Below are 24,244 nucleotides of genomic sequence, written 5' to 3' on the forward strand. Positions count from 1 at the left end.
AGTTCACCTTATCCTGCCTGCTTCAGCCGAGGATCTAATGCGTCACGCAGGCCGTCGCCGATCAGGTTGATCGAAACGACGGACAGCAAAATCGTCAGGCCCGGCATGGTGACGATCCACCAGGCGCGCTCCATATATTCACGCGCCGAGGCCAGCATGGTTCCCCATTCCGGCTGCGGTGGCTGAATGCCTAACCCCAAAAAGCCGAGCGCGGCAATCTCTAAAATCGCCGAAGAGAAGCTCATGGTCATATGCACAATCAGCGGAGCCATGCAGTTTGGCAACACGGTGAAAAACATCAGGCGCAGCGTACCGGCCCCGCCGACGCGGGCGGCGGTCACATAGTCGCGGTGCAGTTCCATCATCACCGAGGAGCGGGTCAAGCGCACGTAACCGGGCAAGGAGGCAATGGCGATAGCGATCATCGCATTGAGCAGGCCAGGGCCGAGCACCGCCATGATGGCAACCGCCAGCAGCAGGGTGGGCATCGACATCATGATGTCCATTAAACGCATCACGGCAATGCCGATAACGCGTGGATAAAACGCCGCCAGCAGCCCGAGGATCGCCCCCGGGATCAGGGCAAACACCACCGCACAGAAACCAATAAACAGCGATAGCCGCCCACCGTGCATCAAGCGGGAAAGAATATCGCGCCCCACTTCATCGGTGCCTAAAGGAAAAGCGGCGCTGCCGCCGGTTTGCCACATCGGTGGCTGCATTAAATGATCGCGGTATTGGGTAATAGGATCATAAGGCGCGATCCACGGGGCAAAAACAGCGGCAATCAGCACCAACAGCATAAAAAAGAACGCCACGGTCGCGCCACGGTTGGCGAAAAAGCTCTGATAAAACTCTTTCAGCGGCGAAGGATAGCTGCTGGAGAGATCGTCTGGTTCTGCCGCCGCACCGAGAGTATTCAAAATAGTCTGAGTCATAATCAGGCCCTGTTAAGCATGGCGAATGCGCGGATTAACCACACCGTATAAAATATCCACCAGCAGGTTGGTGATAATCACCAGCGTCGCCACCAGCAGAATACCGTTCTGCACCACCTGATAATCGCGGCGACCAATTGCTTCGATCAGCCATTTGCCGATGCCGGGCCAGGAAAAGATGGTCTCCGTCATCACCGCGCCGCCCAACAACGAACTGACGCTCAGGCCGATAATGGTGAGTACCGGGATCAGCGCATTGCGCAGCGTATGGCCGAAGATCACCCGGAAAGGAGATAGCCCTTTGGCATAGGCGGTGCGTACGTAGTCTTCACGCAGCACTTCCAACATTGATGAGCGCGTCATGCGCGAAACAATCGCCAGCGGCACGGTAGCCAGCACGATAGAAGGCAAAATCAGGTGTTTCAGGGCATTCAGGAACGCCCCCTGATTCGCGTCAGGATCCTGATATTGCGCGATCAGCGAGTCGATCAGCATAAATCCGCTGTGCGGCTCAATGTCGAAATCCAGATCGATGCGCCCCGATACCGGCGTCCAACCCAGCTGTACCGAAAAGAACATGATCAGAATCAGGCTCCACCAGAAGATCGGCATGGAAAAGCCGGTTAACGACAGGCCCATCACACCATGATCAAAAATAGAACCACGCTTTACCGCCGCCAGCACGCCGATCGGAATGCCGACGATAATCGCCAGGATCATCGCTAAGGTGGCCAGTTCCAGCGTTGCCGGGAACAGGGTTAAAAACTCATGCAGCACGGTCTCGTTTGAGGTTAACGAGATGCCTAAATCACCGTGCAACAGGCTGAGCAGATAGTTGAAATACTGCTGCGGCAGCGGCAGGTCCAACCCGAGCTTTTTCAGCATTTCTGCGTGATAGGCGGGATCCAGGCCACGCTCACCCATCATAATTTCCACCGGATCGCCGGGAATCAGACGGACCAGCAGAAAAGTGATCAGGGTGATGCCGATAAACGTCGGGATCAGCATCAGTAACCGCTTGATAATAAATTTGATCATCGCAATACCTGCCCGTTACTTACCGCCATCCACCGACAGCGTTTGCCCTGATACCCAGCCCGAATCCGGCGAGGCAAAGAACAGCACGGCATTGGCGATATCCTCTACCTTGCCCAAACGGCGCATAGCAATTTGGCTCAGAATGGCCTGCTGTCTGGCTTCACCAAACTTCTGCCACTGACGTTCGCTGCTGGGGTTGGAGCGCACAAACCCCGGCGCAACGCTGTTGACGGTAATGCCGAATGGCCCCAGTTCATGCCCCAACTGGCGGGTCAGGCCAATCTGCGCCGCTTTCGCCGCCGCGTAGGCCTGGATGCCAGTCAGGCTGATACCAAGCCCTGCCCCGCTGGAGATATTGATGATCCGGCCATAGTTGGCGGCTTTCATCGATGGCGCTACCGCTTGGGCAAACCAGAAGGTGCTATCCACGTTGACCTGAAACAGCGCGTGCCACTGCTGCGCCGTCACGTTTTCCAGCGGGTGACCTTCCTGGCCGCGTACCCCACCGGCGCAGTTCACCAGTACATCGACCTTACCCACTTCGGCCACAAAGGTGCTGACCTCGGCCTGAACGGTAACGTCAACAACCCGCGCCTGGGTCATGGCACCGCACTCCTGCTGGGTGATCGCCAAAGTTTCGGCATCAACGTCACATACCCACACCTTGCCGCCCAACGCAGCGAAAGACTTGGCAATCGCCCGGCCAATCCCCTGTGCCGCACCGGTGACCACGATGGTCTGCCCTGAAAAATCGAGATTCATTGCTCACTCCTTTTGAGTAATGCTGCCACCCGATCGAGGTTGGCCCAAGATAGCGCTGCGCCCTGTTCGATCTGGTGAATACCGGCGATCACCGCCTGCAACAGCGGCGTGGCGATGCCAAGCTGTGCGGCCTCGCGCACGATGACGCCGAGCTGTTGATCGACTTCGGTTTTACGTTTGTGAATGGCTAAATCACGCCAAATGCCGCTGTGGGTTTTGGCTGAACGCCGGTTGAACGCCACCATCGCGTCCATCGAGGTATAACTTTCTGCCAAAGGCGCATTGGCGCTGAACGCCGGGGGATGGAAACCGTTGAATCCTTCCAGCGGAATCTTGGCCGCCTCGGCAACCGCGCAAACCTCTTTACCAATGGCAATCAACACTGCGCGATAGTCAGGATGCGCCAGCACGTCGACGATGGATTCATTGGTCAATGCCGTGCCAAACAGCAGCGCACCGTAGCCCAACTTGCCCCACAGATAGCTGAAGATCTGCTCCGTTTGCAGCGCGTTTGGTTCAAATACCTGCATCAGTTGCAGAATATCGGCCAGCCGGGGCGTTAAAGCACCGTTCAGTTCACCCACCACCACCGCACCGCGCCCGGCGTAGTGAATATGGCCGGGCTCCAGAATATCGGCACCAAAGTTGATAAAGCAGCCGATACAGCGCGATTCGCCTACGATCTCGGCGATGATCAACTCATTTAAGCCGTTTTGTACCGAGATCACTTCGCCCTGCGCCGCGAGATGCGGTGCCAGAGCCCGGCAGGCGGCTTCGGTATGCTGCGCTTTAGTGCAGAGGAAAATACGGGGATATTGATTCGGGATCGCCACGCCCTGAGCATCAGCAGAAAAAAGCTGTTCCGGTAACAGCGCTTTAGCGGTAACAACGAACTCTTCTATCGGCCCGCTGATGCGCAGCCCGTGCTGGTTAATCGCCGCCACATGAGCCGGATTGTTATCCACCAGCAGCACGTTCTTACCGGCACGGATCCAGTAGGCAGCCAGCGTGCCGCCCATGGCACCTGCGCCCCATACAACAATCGGTGAATCACTCATTGCCATGGCCCTTCCAGAATCGCGCGGGTTTCAGCTACCGCGATCTGCCACATGGCTTCCTCCACCTCGGCAGGGCGTTGATAGTAGCCACCGAAGTTGCCGTCACCCAGATAGTCTTTGGCCTCTGCCGCGTTCATTACGTGGAAACGCTGATAGTCGATCGGCGCTTTACGTGCATCCGGGCACGGAGCGTTGGCTAAACGCGTCCAAGGCAGGTTTTCCATCCAACTGGCGTGAGAAGAGGTAGGGTCCACTGAGCGCACGTTAGCCAAGGTGTTGGGCGCATTCCACCAGTTATAGAAGCGGACCTTAACTTCGGGATGACTGAGCATCCATTCGGTTGCCGCGCTGTGGGCGGGCTGATTGCCGCCATGGCCGTTGACCAGCACGATGCGTTTGAAACCGGAGCGGGCCAGGCTGTCCAGCAGATCGTGGATCACACGCACGTAGGTTTCGACGCGTAAAGATACGGTGCCGGGGAAAGCGGCAAAATAAGGCGTAACGCCAAACGGTATGGCCGGATAAACCGGGATGCCCAAAGGCTCTGCCGCATCCACCGCCACTTTTTCTGCCAGGATCATATCCACGGCCACGCTTAAATAGGCATGCTGTTCAACGCTGCCCAATGGCACCACTACGCGATCGTCCTGCTGTAAGTAGCTTTCGATCTGCATCCAGTTCATATCTGCAATTTTCATTATTTCCCCTCGTTTTTTTAAAGCTACAACTCATAGTTACCCTAAATAATTCGAGTTGCAGGAAGGCGACAAGCGCGCGAAGCCCCAGGAGCATAGATAACTATGTGACTGGGGTGAGCGCGCGTAGTCAACGCACCTGCGGCTTGAATTATGACGGGTACAGCTTGGTGAATTTCTGCTCCAGATAGTCCAGATACGGCGTGGCATCCAGGCCCTTACCGGTGGCGCGCTGTAATAACTCGTGAGGTAAATAGGTGCGGCCATGCTGCAGAATATTTTCCGTCAACCACTGCTTGAGCGGTGCGTAGTTGCCCTGAGCCAGTTCTGTGGCTAATGACGGCTGCTGCTCCAGGGCGGCGGCCATAAACTGTGAGCCCATCACATTGCCAAGGGTGTAGGTCGGGAACGAGCCGATCATGCCTTTTGACCAATGAATATCCTGCAACACGCCCTGGGTATCCGTGGTGGGTTTCACCCCCAGATAAGCCTGGATTTTCTCTGCCCAAAAGCCCGGCAAGTCGCTGACCTTCAGGCTGCCATCGATCAGCCCCATCTCGATCTCCACCCGCAGCATGACGTGGAAATCGTAAGTCAGTTCGTCGGCTTCCACGCGGATCAGGCTCGGCTCCGAACGGTTAATCGCGCGATGGAACTGCTCGAGCGAAATGTCGTCCAGCACGCCGGGGAAGGTGCTCTGCAAGGTGGCGTAATGGTTTTGCCAGAACGGCAGAGAGCGGCCCACGCGGTTTTCCCACAGGCGCGACTGCGACTCATGCACGCCATAGCTGGCACCGGCCACCGCATACAGGCCAAACAGATCCAGCGTGAGTGCCATGCCGCTTAAGGCAGGGGAAACATTCTGCTCATAAATGGCGTGGCCCGCTTCATGCAGGGTGCCAAATAACCCAGCGTTGATAAATTGCGGGTTAAAGCGTGTGGTAATGCGCACATCGTCGCGAGTGATCGATATTTCAAACGGATGAGTGGTGGTATCCAGGCGGCCACGCTGGAAATCATAGCCAATCATGGCTGCCAGTTGGGTAGATAGCTCGCGCTGCTGCGCCACCGGAAAGTGGCGGTGTAAAAAGGCATTATCGGGTTTAGGTGCCGCATGCACCCGTTTCACCAGCGGTAATAAGCGCTCTTGCAACTGGGCAAACAGGGTTTTCAGCGCAGGCACGGTTAAACCAGGCTCATATTCATGCGTCAGCGCTTCGTACGGGTGGTTTTCATAGCCGACGACATCGGCAAAGCGGCGTTTTAAATCAACGATTTTCTCTAAATAGGGCTGGAACAGGTGGAATTTATTCTGCTCCCGCGCCTCGCGCCAGGCCACTTCGGCGACGGCCACCAGTTGCGCCTGTTCCATTACCAGGCTGGCAGGGACTTTTTTATAGTGCGCGATCGCCTGCTCTAACGCCTGATGCGATCGCTGCTGATGCTGGGTTAAACCCGCCAGTTGCTTCTCCTGCGCTAGCGCCGAGGCCAACTCATCGGACAAAATCATATTTTGTGCCAGGCTGCTTAGGGTGGCAATTTGTTGCCCACGATGAATGCTGGCACCATTAGGCATACCGGTGCTGGCATCCCAGTTTAATAAATTAATCACGTTCAGCAGATCGCCCAGGCGAGTGACCTGCTCTTTTAATGGAGCATGGCTCATGATATTCCTCAAAAATAGCGGCCTCATCACCCTTATAAAATAAGGATGATGAGACTTATCAACAGGGTTAAATAATTACAGCGACAACTCTCGAATATTATTTAGCAATATCCGCATCGGCATAATTATTTAAGGTTAATGGGCTGGCCACTACACCGGTGACTTTTTTATTGGTTGCCAGCGCATTAAGCGGATGGAAGAGGGGGATCCAAGGTAAATTATCCTGGAAGATCACCTGTGCGTGTTTATACATTTCCGTACGCTTGCCGATATCCGATTCTGCCCGAGCATCTTTCAGCAATTGATCGAAGGGTTTATCACACCAGCGCGAGAAATTACTGCCATCTTCCAATCCTGAACAAGAGAGATTGTTTGACAGGAAGTTATCCGGATCGCCGTTATCCGATGCCCAACCCAATACCACCGAGGTATGTTCGCCGTCACGTGCGCGGCGCAGCAACTCGCCCCACTCGATGGTTTTGATATTGACGTTGACACCAATTTTCTTGAAGTCGGCCTGCAACATTTCGGCGGTTAATTTAGGATTCGGGTTAGAACCGCTGGTGCCCGGGCGAACCCAGATATCCATATCAAAGCCGTTAGGGTGCCCGGCTTCTGCCAGCAGTTGCTTGGCTTTATTAATATTCAGTTCCAGCGGTTTGATGTCGGTATTATAACTCCACTGCGACGGGGGATACGGGTTGGTCATTGATGACGCCGCATTGGCAGTAACCACTTTAATCAGGTTAGGACGATCCACCGCCAAGGCTAATGCCTGACGTACCAATTTATTATCCAACGGCGGCTTCTGAGTATTCACCTGTAAATAAGAGCTGGTGAGCGCCTGGCCTTTAATCAGATTAAATTTACTGTCTGCCTCAAGCGCTGGCCAATCCTGCGGGCTTGGGTACAGCATAATATCGCATTCACCCGCTTTCAGGCGCTGCAAACGCACGGAGGCATCAGGTGCAATACTGAAAATCAGCTGATCGATTTTCGGCTTGCCGCGGAAATAGGTGGGGTTGGCCTCATAACGCACCATCTGATCTTTGCTATAGCGTTTAAACACGAATGGCCCGGTGCCAACCGGTTTCACATCCATATCTCGCAGCTTATTTTCTTTTTCTAACTGGGTGGCATATTCACGCGAAAGTATGGAGGTAAAGCCCATGGCTAAATCCGCCAAGAACGGCGCTTCAGGGCGATTTAATTCAATGCGTACGGTTGAGTCATCCACCTTCTCAACGGATTTAACCAGTTCCTTAAATCCCATCGCCTGTGCATAAAACCAGCCTTGTACAGCAGTTTTATACCAAGGATTATTCGGGTCAATCTGGCGTTGCAGGCTATAAACCACATCGTCCGCATTCATATTACGCGTGGGTGTAAACCAGGGCGTGGTATGGAACTGCACGTCTTTGCGCAGATGGAAAGTATAGGTTTTACCGTCTGAGCTAATCTCCCAGCTTTCTGCCAGCGCAGGCCTGAGTTCAGTGGCGCCTGGTTTAAAATCAATCAGGCGGTTATACAGTGCCTCGGAGGAGGCATCTGCCGTGGAGTTGGCATGATATAAGGAGTAGTCAAAGCCATCGGGGCTCGCTTCCGTACAGACTTTCAGGGTTTTTACCGGTTCGGCAGCATTCGCCATGCTCGCCATCAGCAACACACTGGCACCGACACTCAACGTGAATTTCTTTATCATGATAGCTCCTGAAGAATTAATTAAAATGGCTTACTGAGCTGGACGTTGGCGCGTCTGGCGGCATTTTGCAGATGCAACTCCATTGCCGTCCGCGCTAAATGAGGCTCACCCATTTTTATGGCTAGAAAGATCCGCTTATGCTCCGCCAGCGCCGGTTCCATATCCTCAAAACTGCCGTGCGGCGGGGTTTTACTCTGCTCATAGGGTTGACGGATCAGTTTGATGATCTCTTGCAACAGGCGATTACCCGCAATACGGATGATCTGAGCGTGAAAATCCAGATCGCACAGCTTAACCAGCAGCAGATCGCCCTGTTTTGCCGCCTGATAAGCATCGGCAATCGAAGTTTCCAGCAGAGCAATCTCTTCCGCCCCTGCGTTTACGGCAGCATGCGCAGCCGCAAAGCCTTCAAGCTGCTGGCGCATGGCCATCACCTCAGCAAACGAGTAGTTTTCAAACCCCCATTGCCGCTGTTCCGTGGGTAAGCGCGCAGTGACATACACCCCTTTCCCTGGCTTGATACTGACCAACCCTCGCGACTCAAGATGGCTGAGCGTTTCTCGCAGTGAAGCGCGGCTGAGCTCCAGCATTTTGGCCAGCTCATGCTGTGAAGGCAGACGCTGCCCCACCGCCCATTCACCTACGCCAATCCGCGTTTCAATCTCTTGAATGGCTTGTTGCACTACAGACATTTTGGTCGTCACTACAGGATCCTTAGTATTTTGGCATAACAGGTCAGACAGGTTCGACTTGTTAGCATCTAGAAAATGCTGGATAGGATTTTTTTTGTCAATTATTGCTGTGCGTGATTTTTTTACGCATTGAAACCAAATTTATTGTATTAAATTCAATTAATTAAATCCTCATTGATTCTTATTGACTTGGTTAAAAATATGTTAACCACAGAGAGTGATGCTTTTAGACCAGGATAAAACATGATTAATAACCATAGGGAATGAATATTTCAGGATGAGAGCGACATCCCCTTAATAATCTGAATTGCAGGAAGGCAACGGCGCGGATCTGGCTTTCCCACAGCAAACCTCTGCTGCACGCTTTAGCGTAGATAAAACAGGGCTTAATGCTGTTACGGATACACCGAAAAGTATGATGCCATGAAAAGTTGTCACACCATTTTAACCAAGTTATTTACCTTTTCATAAGCTATAAAAAACCGAAAAATAAATAATAACCAATATTTATCAATCACATAAAAATAAAATACGGTTTTGTTTTTAAAAAATATTCATTCCTTGAACGTTTAAACCCACTTTCCCCTTTTGTGATATCACGCAATTTACAAAGTTGTATAATAAGTTACCTTGTGTTGTATCTGATTAGCTTGTGACATAGTTGGCAACACATTAAAAAACCTACTGATTTGTACGGACGTTAATTGTCTGACGGTCAGCTCACGCCTCAAACAGGCTTATTGAACATGGCTAAATAACGCCGGATCAATATCAGATTAAAAATGATACCTGGGCCACATTTCATCAGGCTTTTGATTCACTGAATCCCCCAGGTTCCTTAGCTCACCTCTGGAGATCACCCAATGAAACTGTCCAAGACGCTACTCAGCCTTTGCCTCACGTCGGCAACGTTGCTTATGAGCCACTCTTCCATTGCCGCGCAGCAGATCAAAGCCGCAGATGTTCACCCTGCCGGTTACCCTAACGTCGTCGCCGTTCAACATATGGGTGAGAAGTTAAAACAGGCGACCGATGGCCGCTTGGAAATCAAAACCTTCCCCGGTGGTGTGTTAGGTGATGAAAAGCAGGAAATTGAACAGGCGCAGATCGGTGCGATTGATATCATCCGCGTCTCCATGTCGCCGGTCGCCGCCATTCTGCCAGAGGTCGACGTCTTTACCCTGCCCTATGTCTTCCGCGATGAAGACCACATGCACAAAGTGCTCGACGGTGAAATCGGCCAGGAAATCGGTCAGAAAATTACCGATAACACCAAGTCAAAAATGGTCTTCCTCGGTTGGATGGACGGTGGCACGCGCAACATGATCACCAAAAATCCCATCAACAAGCCGGAAGATCTGCAAGGCATGAAGATCCGCGTTCAGGGTAACCCGGTTGCGCTTGCCACGCTGAAAGCCATGGGTGCCAACGCGGTCAGCATGGGCGTGAGCGAAGTGTTCAGCGGCATGCAGACCGGCGTTATCGACGGTGCTGAAAATAACCCGCCGACCTATGTGGCGCATAACTACATGCCGGTGGCGAAAAACTACACCCTGACCGGCCACATGATCATCCCTGAAGTGTTCCTGTACTCCAAAACCAAATGGAACAAATTGTCTGCGGAAGATCAGCAGTTGGTTCTCAAACTGGCGAAAGAAGCACAGGCCGAGCAGCGCGAACTGTGGGCCAAATATAATCAGGAATCCCTGGATAAGATGAAGGCAGGCAGCGTGAATATTCAGGCCATCGATCGCGATTATTTCTATAAGGCTACTCAGCCAGTGCGTGACCAGTTTGGTAAGAATTACCAAGAGCTGATTCAACGTATCGAAGCCGTCAAATAATGGCCTAGGGGTGGAATATCAAATATACCCAAGCGACTTCAAGTTGCAGGTAGGCGGCAACTGAACGAAGCCCCAGGAGCTTGGGTAAACCAAGTGACTGGGGTGAGTGATGGCAGCCAACACCCCTGCCGCTTGAAGGGCGACGGGTATATCCACCCCAATTTTTCCTGACTAGGATGTAGGGGATTATCATGTCTCACTCTTATATATCGCTAATGGATTTTCTTTACCGTTTTTCCATCTGGCTTTCTGGCCTTGCCCTGCTCGTTATGACCGCCGTGATCCCCGTCGGTATTTTTGCCCGCTATGTATTGAACGCCGGTCTATCGTGGCCGGAACCGGTGGCCATTATCTGTATGGTGACCTTTACCTTTATTGGCGCCGCCGTCAGTTACCGTTCCTGCTCGCATATCGCGGTCAGCATGATGACCGACCGCCTGTCAGAGCCGATGAAAAAGGTCTGCTCAGTGCTTACCGATCTGATGATGCTGGCGATCAGCCTGTTTATTCTCTATTACGGCTATAACCTGTGCCTGGAACTGTGGGAACAACCCGTGGCTGAATTCCCGGTGTTAACCGCAGGGCAAACCTACCTGCCGCTGCCCATCGGTTCATTCATCACGCTACTGTTCATCATTGAGCGAATCTTTTTTGGCCCGCAGAATCACCGCCCGGTGGTGATGCTGGGTAATTCCTAAGCGGTCACTAGGAGCCTGTAAATTATGGACGCATTGATTCTGTTGTTAACCCTTGGCGTGATGCTCGCCATTGGTGTCCCCGTGGCCTACGCGGTCGGTATCAGCGCCGTCGCTGGGGCGTTTTGGATCGATCTACCGCTCGAAGCCGTGATGATTCAGATCACCAACGGCGTGAACAAGTTTTCGCTGCTGGCCATTCCGTTCTTTATTCTGGCCGGTGCCATCATGGCAGAAGGTGGAATCGCCCGTAGATTAGTTAACTTTGCTTATATTTTTGTCGGTTTTATTCGCGGTGGCCTGTCATTGGTCAACATCGTGGCTTCGACCTTCTTTGGTGCCATTTCCGGTTCGTCAGTGGCGGATACCGCCTCTATCGGCTCGGTGATGATCCCGGAGATGGACAAAAAAGGGTACCCACGCGATTTCGCCGCCGCGGTCACCGCCAGCGGATCGGTGCAAGCTATTCTGACACCGCCAAGCCATAACTCGGTGATCTACTCGCTGGCGACCGGCGGCACCGTTTCCATCGCTTCGCTGTTTATCGCTGGGATTCTACCGGGCCTGCTGCTGAGCCTGACGCTGATGGTGATGTGCGTCTGCTTCGCGCACAAGCGTGGCTACCCGAAAGGCGAACGCGTGCCGTTCCGTCAGGCGCTGAAGATCTTCGTTGATACCCTGTGGGGCTTAATGACGGTGGTCATCATCATGGGCGGGATCCTTTCCGGTGTCTTTACCGCTACCGAGTCCGCTGCCATCGCCTGCCTGTGGTCATTCTTCGTCACCATGTTCATTTATCGGGACTATAAATGGTCTGAACTGCCCAAGCTGATGTTCCGCACGGTGAAAACCGTCACCATCGTGATGATCCTGATTGGCTTTGCCGCCAGCTTCGGTGCCATCATGACCTACATGCAGCTGCCGACGCGGATCACCGAGTTCTTCACCTCCATCTCCGACAACAAGTATGTGATCCTGATGTGGATCAACATCATGCTGCTGCTGATCGGCACCCTGATGGATATGGCGCCGCTGATCCTGATCCTGACGCCGGTGCTGCTGCCGGTGGCGATCAATCTGGGCATCGATCCGGTGCACTTCGGTATGATCATGCTGGTCAACCTGGGCATCGGCCTGATTACGCCGCCGGTGGGTTCAGTGCTGTTCGTCGCCAGTGCGGTCAGTAAGCAGAAGATAGAACACGTGGTAAAAGCCATGATCCCGTTCTATATCGCCCTGCTTAGCGTGCTGATGCTGGTAACTTATGTTCCGGCGATCTCACTGTTCCTGCCTAAGCTGTTTGGTGTCCATACCGGATAACGATTTCCTTTAAGCTGTTAGACTTTGCCCGTTTTACCTAGAACGGGCTTTTTATTTTTTAGCCCGCAAGATTTTTAACCCTGTCTCTTTCAATTGAACTGCCCCAGCAAAAACCACGGCTTGTTGTTCCCGCTTGCACTGGCTGACGTGAAACAGCCAGGTTTGCAGCATCACGACAGCTACATATGACGCAGGGTATTCAGCGTTTCCAAGGCCACTGCCAGAGCATGATCGGCAACCTGAGGGAGGCCCATTAATTCACCAAAATATCCCCTGGCGGCAGGCCCTACCACCAGCAGGCGCGAATTTGCCCTTCCACCGCGATCGATCGCCTGTGAATGTTCGTTAACCAGTAAGCCCAACCCCAGAGGATCGGGTTGGATAGCCCCGATCTGAGTCAGGCTCTGGAATAACTCCTGGCTGGAAGCCAGAGTGCTATGCGCCGGACCGGTGGTTACAATCAGATGTTCTACCTGGCGCTGTAACCGTTTCCCTCCCCGTAAGCCCAACGTCAGCGTGAGGCGGTTTCCATCGGCTGTCGCAGCCAGCAGACGGGCGGCACGGACTTCCAGTTGCCCTTTCTGCCAACGACGATCCAGCATATCAGCCACCTGGGGAGCGATCCGGTAACGATGTACGTCCCACCAACTGCGTAGATGATGCAGAAAACGCTGTTGCTGTTCTAAAGGCAAATGTTGCCAGATACTCTGGCCATGACTGCGTACCTCATCCATGACTTTCTGCCAAGGGATACCTTGCAGAGTCGCTTGGTGAATATCACGCCGGATAAGGCGTAACCACTGACGGATACGGGTAATGTCATGGCGTTGGTAGTCCCCTGACCAGTCCGGGTAATCCCCAGATAAATTAGGGCGCGGCAACAAACCCCGTCGGGAAAAAGCCAGTATTGGGCCATGATGGCCCCGGTCATCGAGTGAAGCCACCACATCCGCCATCGTCAAACCGCTGCCGATAATCGCCACACTGGCGTCGGGCGCAATATCATCAAAACGCGATACCTGCCACGGATTAGCGATGATGCCCGGATGATCTGCCAGCGGCCCTAACAGCCCAGGTAACGCGGGAGGAGGATGGCTCACCGCCAGCACCACAACGTCTGCCTTCAAGTGTTCTCCACTTGCGGTAAGGACTTGCCCCGATGCGATCGCCACAGCCCGATCCTGCAAGTGGCGTAATGTGATGCCGTCTTGCAAGGCCGCCTGTGAGAAGTGCCAAGCCACATAACGGCCAAACAACTCCCGGCGCGGATAGAGCGCCCCATCCGCACTGAGGGCGGCCGGATCTTGATAATACGCCTCCTGCTCACAGTACCAACGCTCAAAATCGCCCTGCTCCGCCCCGCTCAACTGCATACGGGAGGCGGGAACATTAATCCGGTGGGAGGGTTCAGTGGTAGAGTAAGCAACCCCCTGCCCGGGGACCGGGCGGGGTTCCACCAGCGTGATATTCAACGGCCCGGTAGCCAGACGCGCCAGATGGATGGCCAGTGCTGTGCCGCTGAAACCGCCACCAATGACCACCACATGCGCATCACTCATGAGTCAATTCCTTCGTCAATTGTTGTTCAAGCTCCCGCACCAGAGGGATGATTTCACGGCCAAAGAATTCAACTTCTTCCTGAAAATGCAGGAACCCCAGTAATAAAAGGTCCACTCCGGCTTTTTTGTATTCAATAATGCGCTGGGCAATCTGGAGCGGCGTACCGATCAGGCCCGGTTTGAAGCCATCGTTATACTGCACCAGATCGTCAAATGTCGACTTCGCCCAGTTACCTTCTTTTTCTGGCGAAGCGCCTCCGGCATTCTGGACCTCATGGCGGAAACCTTTAACAGCCTCAATATCCGCGTGATCGAGAATGGCCTGGAGTTCCGCCAGGGCCTCATGCTCCGTAGGGCGCGCAATGACAAAGGCGTTCATCCCAATTTTCACCTGATGCTGATGCGCGCTGGCTTTCTGGGCGATATCTTCCACCTGCCTGCGTATCTCTTCAACGCTGTTGCCATTGGTAAAATACCAGTCGGATAACCGGGCCGCCATATCCCGTGCTGCTCTGGAACTGCCCCCCTGGAAGATTTCCGGACGCGGAGCGAGCGGCTTTGGCTTCAGGCTGTAATCGCGGAAGCGGTAAAAATCCCCGGCAAAATTGAAGGAGGGCTCCTGCCAGATCCCTTTAAGACACTGGATAAACTCCGCAGAGCGTAGGTACCTTTCTTCATGATCCAGCCAGGGTTCGCCTATCGCCTTAAACTCCCCCCTAAACCAACCACTAACAATATTTACCGCAATGCGTGCGCCGGAGAGATGGCTGATGGTGGCGATTTGTTTCGCCGCCAGTACCGGATTCCACGGCCCCGGTAACAGAGCGGCAATGACTTTCAACCGTTTGGTCGCGGCTAGCAGATCCTGAGAAAAACTGACCGATTCATGTTGATTATCGGCACCGTAACCGGCGGTGAAGCGAATTTGCGTCAGGGCATAGTCAAAACCAACCTGCTCGGCGATTTGTGCCAACTTCCGGTTATAGGGGGCATCCCACTGGGTGCGCTGGGGGATCTTGCTCACCACCAGACCACCGGAAACATTGGGTACCCAGTAAGCAAACTGCAACGGACGTTGTTCAGACATATATCCTCCTCAGCTCGCGCTGACCTGTTTAAACGGACGGCGGTCGCCGCCGATGGTTTCCCCGAACGGACCGGTATTCACCGTTTTTTCTCGCTGCGGATTCTTCCCGGCAAGCGGCAGAAGCGGCATCACCAGTTCCGCAAAGCGGTGGGCTTCTTCCAGATGTGGGTAGCCAGAAAAAATAAAGCTGCTAATTCCCAGAGCCTGATATTCGCGGATACGTTCCGCCACCTGTTGTGGGTTCCCGACCAAGGCAGTGCCAGCCCCACCACGAACCAAACCAACGCCCGCCCACAAATTAGGTGCGATGCGCAGTTTTTCACGGGAGCCATTGTGTAATGCACTCATCCGCGCTTGCCCGCTGGAATCCATACGGGAAAAGATCTGCTGCGCCTGGGCAATCGTTTCATCATCCAGGTGGGCAATGAGCCGTTCGGCCGCCGCCCATGCCTCCTCTTCGGTTTCCCGGACGATAACGTGCAAACGAATACCAAACTGTAGCGTTCGGCCACGGGTGGCGGCGCGCTCACGGATGACCGCCAGCTTCTCTGCCACCTGTTCCAGCGGCTCTCCCCAGGTAAGATAGGTTTCCACCTGATCGGCAGCGACATCAATGGCGTCCTCAGAAGAGCCGCCAAACCAGAGCGGTGGCCCATTTGGCTGCACCGGTGGAAATAGCACTTCGGCCCCTTCAACATGAATATGTTTTCCCTGGTAATCCACTTTCTCCCCTTTTAATAAACGGGAGTAGACATCGAGGAATTCTCGGGTGACCTCATAACGTTCTTTGTGGCTGAGGAAGATCCCATCTCCTTTGTTTTCGACCGGATCCCCGCCGGTGACCACGTTGATCAGCAAGCGTCCCTCTGATAAGCGATCCAGAGTAGCGGCCATACGTGCCGCCAGCGTGGGGGGTTGTAATCCAGGGCGAACAGCCACCAAGTAGCGCAGGCGACGGGTAATAGGTGCCAGTGCAGAAGCCACCAGCCAGGAGTCTTCACAACTTTTCCCGGTCGGAATTAACACCCCGTAATAGCCCAGATGGTCTGCGGCCAGTGCCACCTGTTGCAGATAGGCGAGATCGACCGGTCGCCCGCCGTGGGAAGTGCCAAGGTAACGTCCATCACCGTGGGTGGGCAAAAACCAGAGTACGTTGATTTTATCGTCAGTGCGTTCAGTCATTATGCAGCCCTTATATAACCATATCTAATATTTGTATTATTAGATTTCCATTTTGGTTATATGATTGTTAGCGAATTGTGTGCCAACTTTGCATTCTTATAATTACTGTTATTTATCAATATATTAAATAAACGTTATTCAGTTCCGTTGCTGCAAATGCAGCAGTTTGTCGACAGAAGCTGTTGTATTTGCAGCAATAGCCCACGGGTTTGTACGCAGTCATGAGCATGAACAAGGGATACCGTCAAACGGTCAGCCAGGCAGGAGAATATGATGCAAAACGTACAGCCAGCAGACAGCAGCGCTCCGGTACTTATTGATCCGGCGTCAAAAGCCTTCCAGAAATTGCTGGACAAGCTCGCCCCAACTGACGCCACCGTGCTGATTGTGGGAGAAACCGGGACCGGTAAAGAGGTGGTGGCACGTTACCTGCACCACCACAGTTCCCGCCGCCATAGGCCATTTCTGGCGGTAAACTGCGGAGCCTTAACGGAAAGCCTCGCCGAAGCGGAACTGTTCGGCCATGAAAGAGGATCGTTTACTGGCGCTACGCAGGCCCAGGCGGGCTGGTTTGAAGCTGCGGAGGGCGGAACGCTACTACTGGATGAGATTGGTGAACTGAGCCTTCCATTACAGGTGAAGCTCCTCAGAGTGCTTCAGGAAAGAGAAATCACCCGGGTAGGCTCCCGTAAACCGGTTAAAGTGAATGTACGGGTTATTGCCGCCACCCATGTCGATCTGGTGCAGGCAATTCAAGCTCGGCGCTTTCGGGAAGACCTCTGGTATCGCCTGAATATTGCTGCCGTTGAACTGCCCCCACTACGCCAGCGGCGTCAAGATATTCCTGTCCTTGCCCACCACTTTTTGTCTCTTTACGCGCGTCGTTTGGGGCGCCCGGTCCAGAGACTGACGCCAGAAACAATAGCTACCCTGCTGAATTACAGTTGGCCAGGAAATGTGCGGGAACTGGAAAACACCTTGCACAACGCCGTGCTCCTCAATAATGAAGAACTGATTACGCCGGATCAATTACGCTTCAATCTGCGCCCGGATCGCCAAGGCATAGTGAAGAATGAAGATGAGATTGAGCAGTTTATTCTGCGATTACTGACAGCAGGCCAGAGCAAAGTCTATCAGCGGTTGACCGAGACGCTGATCAGCAATGCCCTGACGCTGAGTGAAGGGAACCAAACTCAGGCTGCTACCCTGCTAGGCATCAGCCGTAATACTTTGCGTACGCAACTGGCTAATCTAGGCACGATCCGTGGCCGGCGCAAACCGGCCACCGCAGTGGTTCCCGTCCCACGTCAGGAGCGAGAATTACGGATCGAGAACAGCGGCGAATAGCGGATCGTTTCTACGCCTTGGGGCCAATTGTCGTGGATCACCAAACCAGGCCCCCCTCGTCACTCCTTTCCGTTGATTTTCATATTCGCCTAGGAAAAACGCTATCCAGGTCAATCCAACAGGTCGGAGTAATCACCGCGTTGATAATCAGCAAGTTGTTGCCAGGGCAGACTCTGTGGATCGGCAAACGGGGTCGCCGTCATGCGTTGGACTGATGTGCCATGGCTGTCGCTCTGCTCAATACTGCGAGCGTACTGACCGGCAACGTCCCAGGCCACCTTGGTGGTGCGTTCCCCTTTCTGCAACAGATAGTGCTGGATGCCCTGTTGCTCCGGCCCCTGTTTTTCCATACGGCTTAAGGCGGCAGGCTCGATCAGCCAATATGCCGCAGCCCAGGATCCGCCATAGCCCACGTTGCCATAATGGGCCAGTTCCACATCAATCACCCGGCGCAGATTGTGCAATACCGTCTGCACGCTCACCTTCCCGGTTTCAGCATCGCGGCGTATCAACAAGGGTGCGCCCTGTGCTTCGTTATGCGCATGGCCAGCATGCGGAGAAGCGCGATCGTCATGCCCGTGCGCTTCACTTTCGCGCACTCCTTCCGGCAGCTCACGCTCGATCCATACCAGACCGGCACGACGGTACATCAGATCGGTATAGCGGCTATCACGGATGATACCGTCATGCCCTATCGAGCGGTTTTCATAGCTCAAGCGCAGATTCACCGCCGGTGCAGCGGCGGGCTGCACCGTGGTCTGAGCCTGCAAAGGCAGAGCCACCGCCATCAGCAACGCCAGGCTGAATATTCCTCGCCAGTGGATCATAAACCGGCCGCCTCTTTCACTTTGAAGAAGACCTTGGTGTTATCCATGGTGCCTTTGAAGATCTGGGAACCAGCACCGCCTGCGTACAACATCACATCGCCACCGGCATGGGTTTCTGAACCCGGCGTACCCAAATTAATACCAACTTCCTGCAGGAAGTTATCCTGCGTGGTATCAACATCGGTCAGATCTTCGCGCTCTGCGCCGCGTGCCGGAGCCACCCAAGGAGCGTTGCCATCTTCCACGTTAACTTGGCTACTACCGCTGGCGTTAGGACGCCCACCGTTACCAAACACCAATGCCGTATAGGGTTTACCGTCGGCAGCCTTGGCCAGTTCACCGTTCTGGTAATCGTATACCTTGCCCAAAATCGGGTTACCGATCTTGCCGTAACCGTTGAAGGCGATGGAGTGGTCATGGTCAGCCGTCACCACGATCAACGTGTTCTTCAGCCCAGGATCTTTGGCTTCCATAAACGCTAGCGCGGTTTTGATCGCCTCGTCCATCGCCAAGGTATCTTCTAGTGCGCGTTTGGCATTGCTGCCGTGCAGGGCGTGATCGATACGCCCGCCTTCCACCATCAGGAAAAACCCTTTGTCATTACGGCTGAGCACTTCTAACGCTTTTTCAGCCATTTCCGCCAGGCTCGGCTGATCCAGATTCTGATTCACCCGATCCAGTTCGTAAGCCATTTCACTTTGGGCGAACAGCCCAAGCAGTTTATTGACGGAGCCGGTATTCAGGCTGCGCAATTGCGAACCGCTGTCGACATAGGTGTAACCCGCGCTCTGCATGGCACTCACCAGATTCTGGTTGTCGCTGCGCTTGCTGCTGGGGTTGAGCGATTTCGGCAGATAGTTGCGTTGCCCGCCGCCCATCAAAACGTCTACGCCGTCACCTAACTCACTGTTGTAGTTAGGGTTACCCGGCACCGATTGCTCCGCGATGGTGTTGTAGCCATTACGGTTGCAGATATGGGCATAGGTTGCCGCAGGCGTAGCGTGGCCAACCCGTGTGGTTGACACCGCGCCGACCGAACGCCCTGCCGCCTTGGAGAGCTCCAGCAACGTTTTGGCCCGCTGGCCATTATCCGCTTGGCAGGTGCTGTCTTCACCCGAGATATATTGCTCACCGGTCGCGGTGTAGGCCTGCGTATCCGCAGACATGGAGATCACCTCATTGTTGGCCTTCACGCCGGTCATATAAGCAGCCATCGACGGCGCACTGTCGGTGGTTTGAGCATCATTGGAGAAGGTCTTGACGCGTGCCGCAGTGCCCAGCGACTGCATGGTCAGTTCTGCGCGCTCACTGCTGCCAAGCGAACCCGGCTCAGCCGCCAGTTGCTTCTCGCCTTTATAGATACGGGCAGCCGTCACGGTTACCGGCCCCATGCCGTCGCCGAGGAAAAAGATCACGTTCTTGGCTTCGTTTGCCGCCTGAGCATGGCCACCCGCCAGCGATAACAGGCTCAACAGGAACAGCGTGCAGCTATTGATCTTGCCGACAAATTGTCTTTTTTTCATGATTTTGCTCATTCTGGAAAGAGGGATTTACGCTTCGCGTGCGGATGTTCACTGCAAGTCAATCGCTTGTTTAATCAGGCTAAATACCCGATCGTTATTTAGCGCTCCGGTGAACTGCTCAGCACCCAGCCCTTGCGCCGCGAGGAAAACATCGCCGCCACCATGCGTTTCGCTTTTCATTGGAATAACGGATTCCTGCAAGAAATCGGCACTTTCCAGAGTACTTTCGTCGATCGGCCCACGGGTCGCCTGATGAGCCGGGCCATTGCCGAAGCCGATGATGGTATAAGGATTACCGTCCACGTCCGTTGAGTTGGCCCCGCTGACATAACTCTTCACCACCCCCAGCACGCCGGGGTTGCCCTCTTGCGTTTTGCCGGTACGCTGCGCATAGCCGTTCATCTGCAACGTGTGATCGTGATCGGCAGTCACCACAATCAAGGTATTTTTCAAGCCGGGATCAAGCTGCTGCATTTTGTCTAAGGCCAATTTGATCGCGTCATCAAACGCCACCGTATCCTGTAACGCACGGCGGGCGTTGGTGGCATGCAGGGCGTGATCGATACGGCCCCCTTCCACCATCAGGAAGAAGCCTTTTTCTTTGGCGGCCAGCGCGTCAATGGCCTTTTCGGTCATTTCTGCCAGACTCGGTTCCTGCGCAGGATCGCGATCCTGGTCATAGGACATATGATTCGGGGTGAACAGCCCAACCAGCTTGCTGCCATTAATCGGCAGTTGATCGAACTGCTGTTTGTTCGCCGCATAGTGGTAATTGGCCGCCTGTAACTCGGTAATCAGGTTGCGCTGATCGCCACGGGTACCGCCCGCCGTCGCTGGCGTGAAATAGCTGGTTCCACCGCCGAGGATCACGTCAATACCGTCCCCCAACTTGGCGTTGAACCCTTGGCCGCCCGGCACCAGCGCGGCGGCAATGGTGTTTTCCGCATCGCGATGGCAGATATGGGCGTAGGTCGCCGCCGGTGTCGCATGGGTAATCCGGGTGGTGGTCACTATCCCGGTGCCGTAGTTGGCCGCTTTCATCTGTTCCAACAGCGTTTCAACCGCATGGCCGTTGTCCGGTGGGCAGGTGCTGTCGAAGTTGACCTGATAAGGCTTGCCCTGTGGATTGGTGGCTTTAGTATCAGGGGACATTGAGATCACTTCGTTATTGGTTTTGATCCCTGTCATATAGGCCGACATGGAAGGCGCACTGTCGGTGACCTGCGCGTCACTCGAATAGGTGTGGACAAACGCGGTTTCCGGCAGGGTATCGATGGTTAAATCACCGTCTTCCCCGACGCTGTAAATACGTGCCGCAGTTAACGTGGCAATCCCCATACCATCCCCCAGAAAGAACAACACGTTCTTGGTAGGGGTTGGCATCGGTGATGGCGTTGGCGTGGGCGTTTCGCTGCTGGTATTGGTAACAGAATCACTGTCATTACAGCCTGTTGCAGCAAAAACTAAACCGAGAATCATCAGGCAGAGCATATTGCGTTTCATTCAATCTCCCTATTTAAATCAGGTAAACGTCTTTTTTGTATTAATTGGCAACATATGAAAACGTATAGACATATAAATTAGAGAGGATGTGTGACAGAAAGATGTCAGAAAAAAGAGTACAAGAAGATTGGCGCACGGCAGTTTGCCGATTATTCCATTGCATTGCTAAACCGGTTCTTTTAATTTAGCTAACACTTGATAACGCAACTTTAAAGGAAGTCATATGGCTAATCGCGTATGGGTGCTGGGTGACGCCGTTGTCGACCTGATCCCAGAAGATTCAGAACGTTACCTCAAATGCCCAGGAGGAGCACCGGCCAATGTGGCGGTGGGTATTGCACGTCTCGGGGGGACCAGTGCCTTTATTGGCCGGGTAGGTCAAGACAGCTTTGGCACATTTCTGCGCCAAGTGTTGGATGACGAACGGGTAGATACTCACTGTATGATACCGGACAGTGATCACCACACCTCTACCGTGCTGGTAGATCTGGATCCGCAGGGTGAGCGTTCGTTCACCTTCATGGTCAACCCCAGCGCCGATCTCTTTCTGCAACCCGATGATTTACCTCGATTCCAGCATGACGAGTGGCTCCATACCTGCTCGATTGCGCTGTCACGGGAGCCGAGCCGCAGCACCACCTTTACCGCAATGGAAAATATCAGGGCAGCCGGTGGTTGGGTCAGTTTTGATCCTAATATCCGTGAAGATCTCTGGCAGCAACCAGAGGCGCTACGCCCTTGCCTGCATCAGGCTCTGCAACTGGCAGACGTAGTGAAAATCTCTCTTGATGAACTGCATTTCATCAGCGAAATCTCTGAAACAGAGCACGCCATTGACTGGATGATGGATCAATTCCCGCTGCATCTGCTGCTGGTAACCTTGGGCAGCGACGGTGTCTATGTGCATGATCGCCAAAAGCTCCGCCATTTCTCTGCTATGCCGGTTATTCCTATCGACACCACCGGTGCCGGAGACGCCTTCGTTGCCGGTTTGCTGGCCGCGCTGGCAGAACTGGGGCGCCTACCTTGCGCAGCAGAATGGGCCTGCGTTATCGCTCAGGCTCAGGCCTGCGGCGCACTGGCCACCACCGCCAAAGGCGCAATGACCGCGTTACCCCACGCCAAAGAGTTAAACGCTTTTCTGCAACGCCACGCCTGATCTACAACGGTGAGTTTCCCACTCACCGTTCCCCCCTATTTCCCAAAGATTTGCGAGCAGGATCACAATGGCTAAATCGGGTTAGCAAACTTGATTGCCAGTGACCTAGCTTCTCGCTTATCTTTTTTCTTGAAAAACCGGTTTAGCAATTTAGCAAACAATAATAATTAACCTCTCGGGTGATAGAAAATCATGAAAAAATTTCGCTATCTGGCTGTTACTACAGGATTATTACTCTCAAACCCGGGCGCAGCCCTTGCCACCCCCGGCACCAGCATCGAAGCACGCCTTAATTCGCTGGAACAGCGCCTGCAACAGGCGGAACAGCGGGTGCAACAGGCGGAACAGCGGGTGCAACAGGCCGAAGCCCGAGCCGCTTCCGCCGAGCAACGCGCACAGTTGCTGGAACAACGTACGGTCAAAACCGAACAACAAACCGTACAGGTCGCTCAGCGTACCGCTACGCTGGAGAAAACGACCGCTCCTGCCAGCCAGCTAAAACTGAATAACTTTGGCGATCTGAAGCTGTACGGCGATGTCGAGTTCAACCTCGACGGCGCCAGCCGCAGCGGCCAACTCACTTCGCTGAAAAGCTCTAGTAATAAAGACTGGAAACCCGGCGACGGAGAGCGTTGGGATATCAATGGCCGCATTCTGATTGGGCTGGACGGTTACCGCCGCAATCAGGACGGTAATTTCTCCGGCTTCAGCGTCCAGCCGCTGGCAGACATGAGAGGTAAAATGAATCTCGATGATGCCGCCTTCTTCTTCGGCAACGAGAAAAACTGGCAGGCAAAAATCGGCCGCTTTGAAGCCTACGACATGTTCCCGCTCAATCAGGACACCTTCGTCCAGTATTCCGGCAATACCGCCAACGATCTGTATGCCGACGGCTTCGGCTATATCTACATGATGAAAGAGGGACGAGGCCGCAGCAACAGCGGTGGCAACCTGATGCTCAGCAAGTATGCCGGTAACTGGTACTTTGAACTGAATACGCTGGTTGAAGACGGCACTTCGCTGTTCCAAGGCGATCAATACCACGGCAATACCCTGGAAAATAAGAAGAACGTAGCCTATCTGCGCCCGGTGATCGCTTGGAAGCAGCAGGAATTCAGCGCCGCAGTGGCGATGGAAAGCAACGTGGTGAACAATGCCTACGGTTACCAGAACGCCGAGGGTCAATGGGTTAATCAGTCAAAGCGCAATGGTTATGGCATCACGCTCGGCTGGAACAATATGGCGACGCATCCTGATAACGGTGTTGTCGCCAACCTGAATACCGCCTATCTGGATGCGTCCGGCGAGCAGAACTTCACTACCGGCATTAACGCACTGTGGCGGCGCTTTGAGCTGGGCTATATCTATGCGCACAACGATATCAAAGAGTTCAATACCAGCGGGATCGCGGCAAACATCGATAACCCACTGAGTGAACCAGGTAAATATGATATTCATACCATCCACACCTCGTATCTCATCCCTAATATTATGGATATGAAGAACTTCAATCTCTACCTGGGGGCCTATTTCTCCATGCTTGAAGCCAATGCCGAGAACAAAATTGCCAATGGCGATAACGATCAACGCTACGGCGTGCGCGCCAGATTCAAATACTTATTCTGATAGGATTTAATCCATTACCGC

At 53.8% G+C, this 24,244-nt stretch carries 19 protein-coding genes and 1 pseudogene; 6 read left to right on the top strand and 14 right to left on the bottom strand.

Annotated features, from left to right (window positions below):
* Positions 1-8 precede the first annotated feature (8 nt).
* The 8 genes from ACX1CU_RS20075 to ACX1CU_RS20110 all read right to left on the bottom strand — a co-directional run bounded on the left by ACX1CU_RS20075 (position 9) and on the right by ACX1CU_RS20110 (position 8,563).
* Complete coding sequence (locus tag ACX1CU_RS20075; RefSeq protein ID WP_459399980.1) at positions 9-938, bottom strand: ABC transporter permease subunit; 930 nt, start codon at positions 936-938, stop codon at positions 9-11.
* A gap of 12 nt (positions 939-950) precedes the next feature.
* Positions 951-1,976, bottom strand: a complete 1,026-nt coding sequence (locus tag ACX1CU_RS20080; protein WP_459399981.1) for an ABC transporter permease subunit — start codon at positions 1,974-1,976, stop codon at positions 951-953.
* Positions 1,977-1,991: 15 nt separating this feature from the next.
* The gene (locus ACX1CU_RS20085) at positions 1,992-2,738 is read right to left on the bottom strand and encodes an SDR family NAD(P)-dependent oxidoreductase (protein ID WP_459399982.1); all 747 of its coding nucleotides are present in this window, start codon (positions 2,736-2,738) and stop codon (positions 1,992-1,994) included.
* Positions 2,735-3,802 (bottom strand): ketopantoate reductase family protein, encoded by a 1,068-nt coding sequence (locus tag ACX1CU_RS20090; RefSeq protein ID WP_459399983.1) that lies wholly within the window; start codon positions 3,800-3,802, stop codon positions 2,735-2,737. Before ACX1CU_RS20090 ends, ACX1CU_RS20085 begins: the two co-directional genes overlap by 4 nt.
* Positions 3,793-4,494 carry a creatininase family protein gene (locus tag ACX1CU_RS20095; protein ID WP_459399984.1) on the bottom strand — a complete coding sequence of 234 codons (702 nt, stop codon included), beginning with the start codon at positions 4,492-4,494 and terminating at the stop codon, positions 3,793-3,795. Before ACX1CU_RS20095 ends, ACX1CU_RS20090 begins: the two co-directional genes overlap by 10 nt.
* A gap of 148 nt (positions 4,495-4,642) precedes the next feature.
* Positions 4,643-6,157 carry a carboxypeptidase M32 gene (locus tag ACX1CU_RS20100; RefSeq protein ID WP_459399985.1) on the bottom strand — a complete coding sequence of 505 codons (1,515 nt, stop codon included), beginning with the start codon at positions 6,155-6,157 and terminating at the stop codon, positions 4,643-4,645.
* A 97-nt stretch (positions 6,158-6,254) separates the two neighbouring features.
* The gene (locus tag ACX1CU_RS20105) at positions 6,255-7,859 is read right to left on the bottom strand and encodes an ABC transporter substrate-binding protein (RefSeq protein WP_459399986.1); all 1,605 of its coding nucleotides are present in this window, start codon (positions 7,857-7,859) and stop codon (positions 6,255-6,257) included.
* Positions 7,860-7,879: 20 nt separating this feature from the next.
* Positions 7,880-8,563, bottom strand: coding sequence for a FadR/GntR family transcriptional regulator (locus ACX1CU_RS20110; protein ID WP_459399987.1), 684 nt, complete (start codon positions 8,561-8,563; stop codon positions 7,880-7,882).
* Positions 8,564-9,414: 851 nt separating this feature from the next.
* Between ACX1CU_RS20110 and ACX1CU_RS20115 the strand changes: the two genes are divergently transcribed.
* The 3 genes from ACX1CU_RS20115 to ACX1CU_RS20125 all read left to right on the top strand — a co-directional run bounded on the left by ACX1CU_RS20115 (position 9,415) and on the right by ACX1CU_RS20125 (position 12,410).
* Complete coding sequence (locus ACX1CU_RS20115; protein ID WP_459399988.1) at positions 9,415-10,395, top strand: TRAP transporter substrate-binding protein; 981 nt, start codon at positions 9,415-9,417, stop codon at positions 10,393-10,395.
* 191 nt (positions 10,396-10,586) lie between these two features.
* Positions 10,587-11,093 (top strand): TRAP transporter small permease, encoded by a 507-nt coding sequence (locus tag ACX1CU_RS20120; protein ID WP_459399989.1) that lies wholly within the window; start codon positions 10,587-10,589, stop codon positions 11,091-11,093.
* A gap of 24 nt (positions 11,094-11,117) precedes the next feature.
* A complete protein-coding gene (locus ACX1CU_RS20125; RefSeq protein WP_459399990.1) occupies positions 11,118-12,410 on the top strand; it encodes a TRAP transporter large permease in 1,293 nt (430 codons plus the stop codon).
* Positions 12,411-12,589: 179 nt separating this feature from the next.
* Here ACX1CU_RS20125 and ACX1CU_RS20130 read toward each other — a convergent pair whose 3' ends face one another.
* Genes ACX1CU_RS20130 through ssuD form a run of 3 tightly spaced genes read right to left on the bottom strand, consistent with a single transcriptional unit; the run spans position 12,590 to position 16,238 of the window.
* A complete protein-coding gene (locus ACX1CU_RS20130; protein ID WP_459399991.1) occupies positions 12,590-13,969 on the bottom strand; it encodes an FAD/NAD(P)-binding protein in 1,380 nt (459 codons plus the stop codon).
* Complete coding sequence (gene sfnG / locus ACX1CU_RS20135) at positions 13,962-15,056, bottom strand: dimethylsulfone monooxygenase SfnG (RefSeq protein WP_459399992.1); 1,095 nt, start codon at positions 15,054-15,056, stop codon at positions 13,962-13,964. Before sfnG ends, ACX1CU_RS20130 begins: the two co-directional genes overlap by 8 nt.
* Before the next feature lie 9 nt (positions 15,057-15,065).
* On the bottom strand, positions 15,066-16,238 hold the full coding sequence (gene ssuD / locus ACX1CU_RS20140) for an FMNH2-dependent alkanesulfonate monooxygenase (protein WP_459399993.1): 1,173 nt from the start codon (positions 16,236-16,238) through the stop codon (positions 15,066-15,068).
* 273 nt (positions 16,239-16,511) lie between these two features.
* Between ssuD and ACX1CU_RS20145 the strand changes: the two are divergent.
* A pseudogene (locus tag ACX1CU_RS20145) lies at positions 16,512-17,567 on the top strand (sigma-54 interaction domain-containing protein); the annotation flags it as partial.
* 128 nt (positions 17,568-17,695) lie between these two features.
* On the opposite strand, the gene ACX1CU_RS20150 reads toward ACX1CU_RS20145, so the two are convergent.
* From ACX1CU_RS20150 to ACX1CU_RS20160, 3 genes are read right to left on the bottom strand one after another with little or no spacing between them, the layout of a single operon-like run.
* The gene (locus ACX1CU_RS20150; RefSeq protein ID WP_459399994.1) at positions 17,696-18,412 is read right to left on the bottom strand and encodes a hypothetical protein; all 717 of its coding nucleotides are present in this window, start codon (positions 18,410-18,412) and stop codon (positions 17,696-17,698) included.
* Complete coding sequence (locus ACX1CU_RS20155) at positions 18,409-19,935, bottom strand: alkaline phosphatase (RefSeq protein ID WP_459399995.1); 1,527 nt, start codon at positions 19,933-19,935, stop codon at positions 18,409-18,411. The genes ACX1CU_RS20150 and ACX1CU_RS20155 overlap by 4 nt, the downstream gene beginning before the upstream one ends.
* Before the next feature lie 48 nt (positions 19,936-19,983).
* Complete coding sequence (locus ACX1CU_RS20160; RefSeq protein ID WP_459399996.1) at positions 19,984-21,438, bottom strand: alkaline phosphatase; 1,455 nt, start codon at positions 21,436-21,438, stop codon at positions 19,984-19,986.
* A gap of 223 nt (positions 21,439-21,661) precedes the next feature.
* Here ACX1CU_RS20160 and ACX1CU_RS20165 point away from each other — a divergent pair, with 223 nt between their 5' ends.
* Entirely contained in the window at positions 21,662-22,597 is a 936-nt protein-coding gene (locus ACX1CU_RS20165; RefSeq protein ID WP_459399997.1) for an aminoimidazole riboside kinase, read from the top strand.
* A 192-nt stretch (positions 22,598-22,789) separates the two neighbouring features.
* Complete coding sequence (locus tag ACX1CU_RS20170) at positions 22,790-24,223, top strand: carbohydrate porin (RefSeq protein WP_459399998.1); 1,434 nt, start codon at positions 22,790-22,792, stop codon at positions 24,221-24,223.
* The last annotated feature ends 21 nt before the right edge of the window (positions 24,224-24,244 follow it).

The organism is Serratia sp. D1N4 (assembly GCF_054552755.1).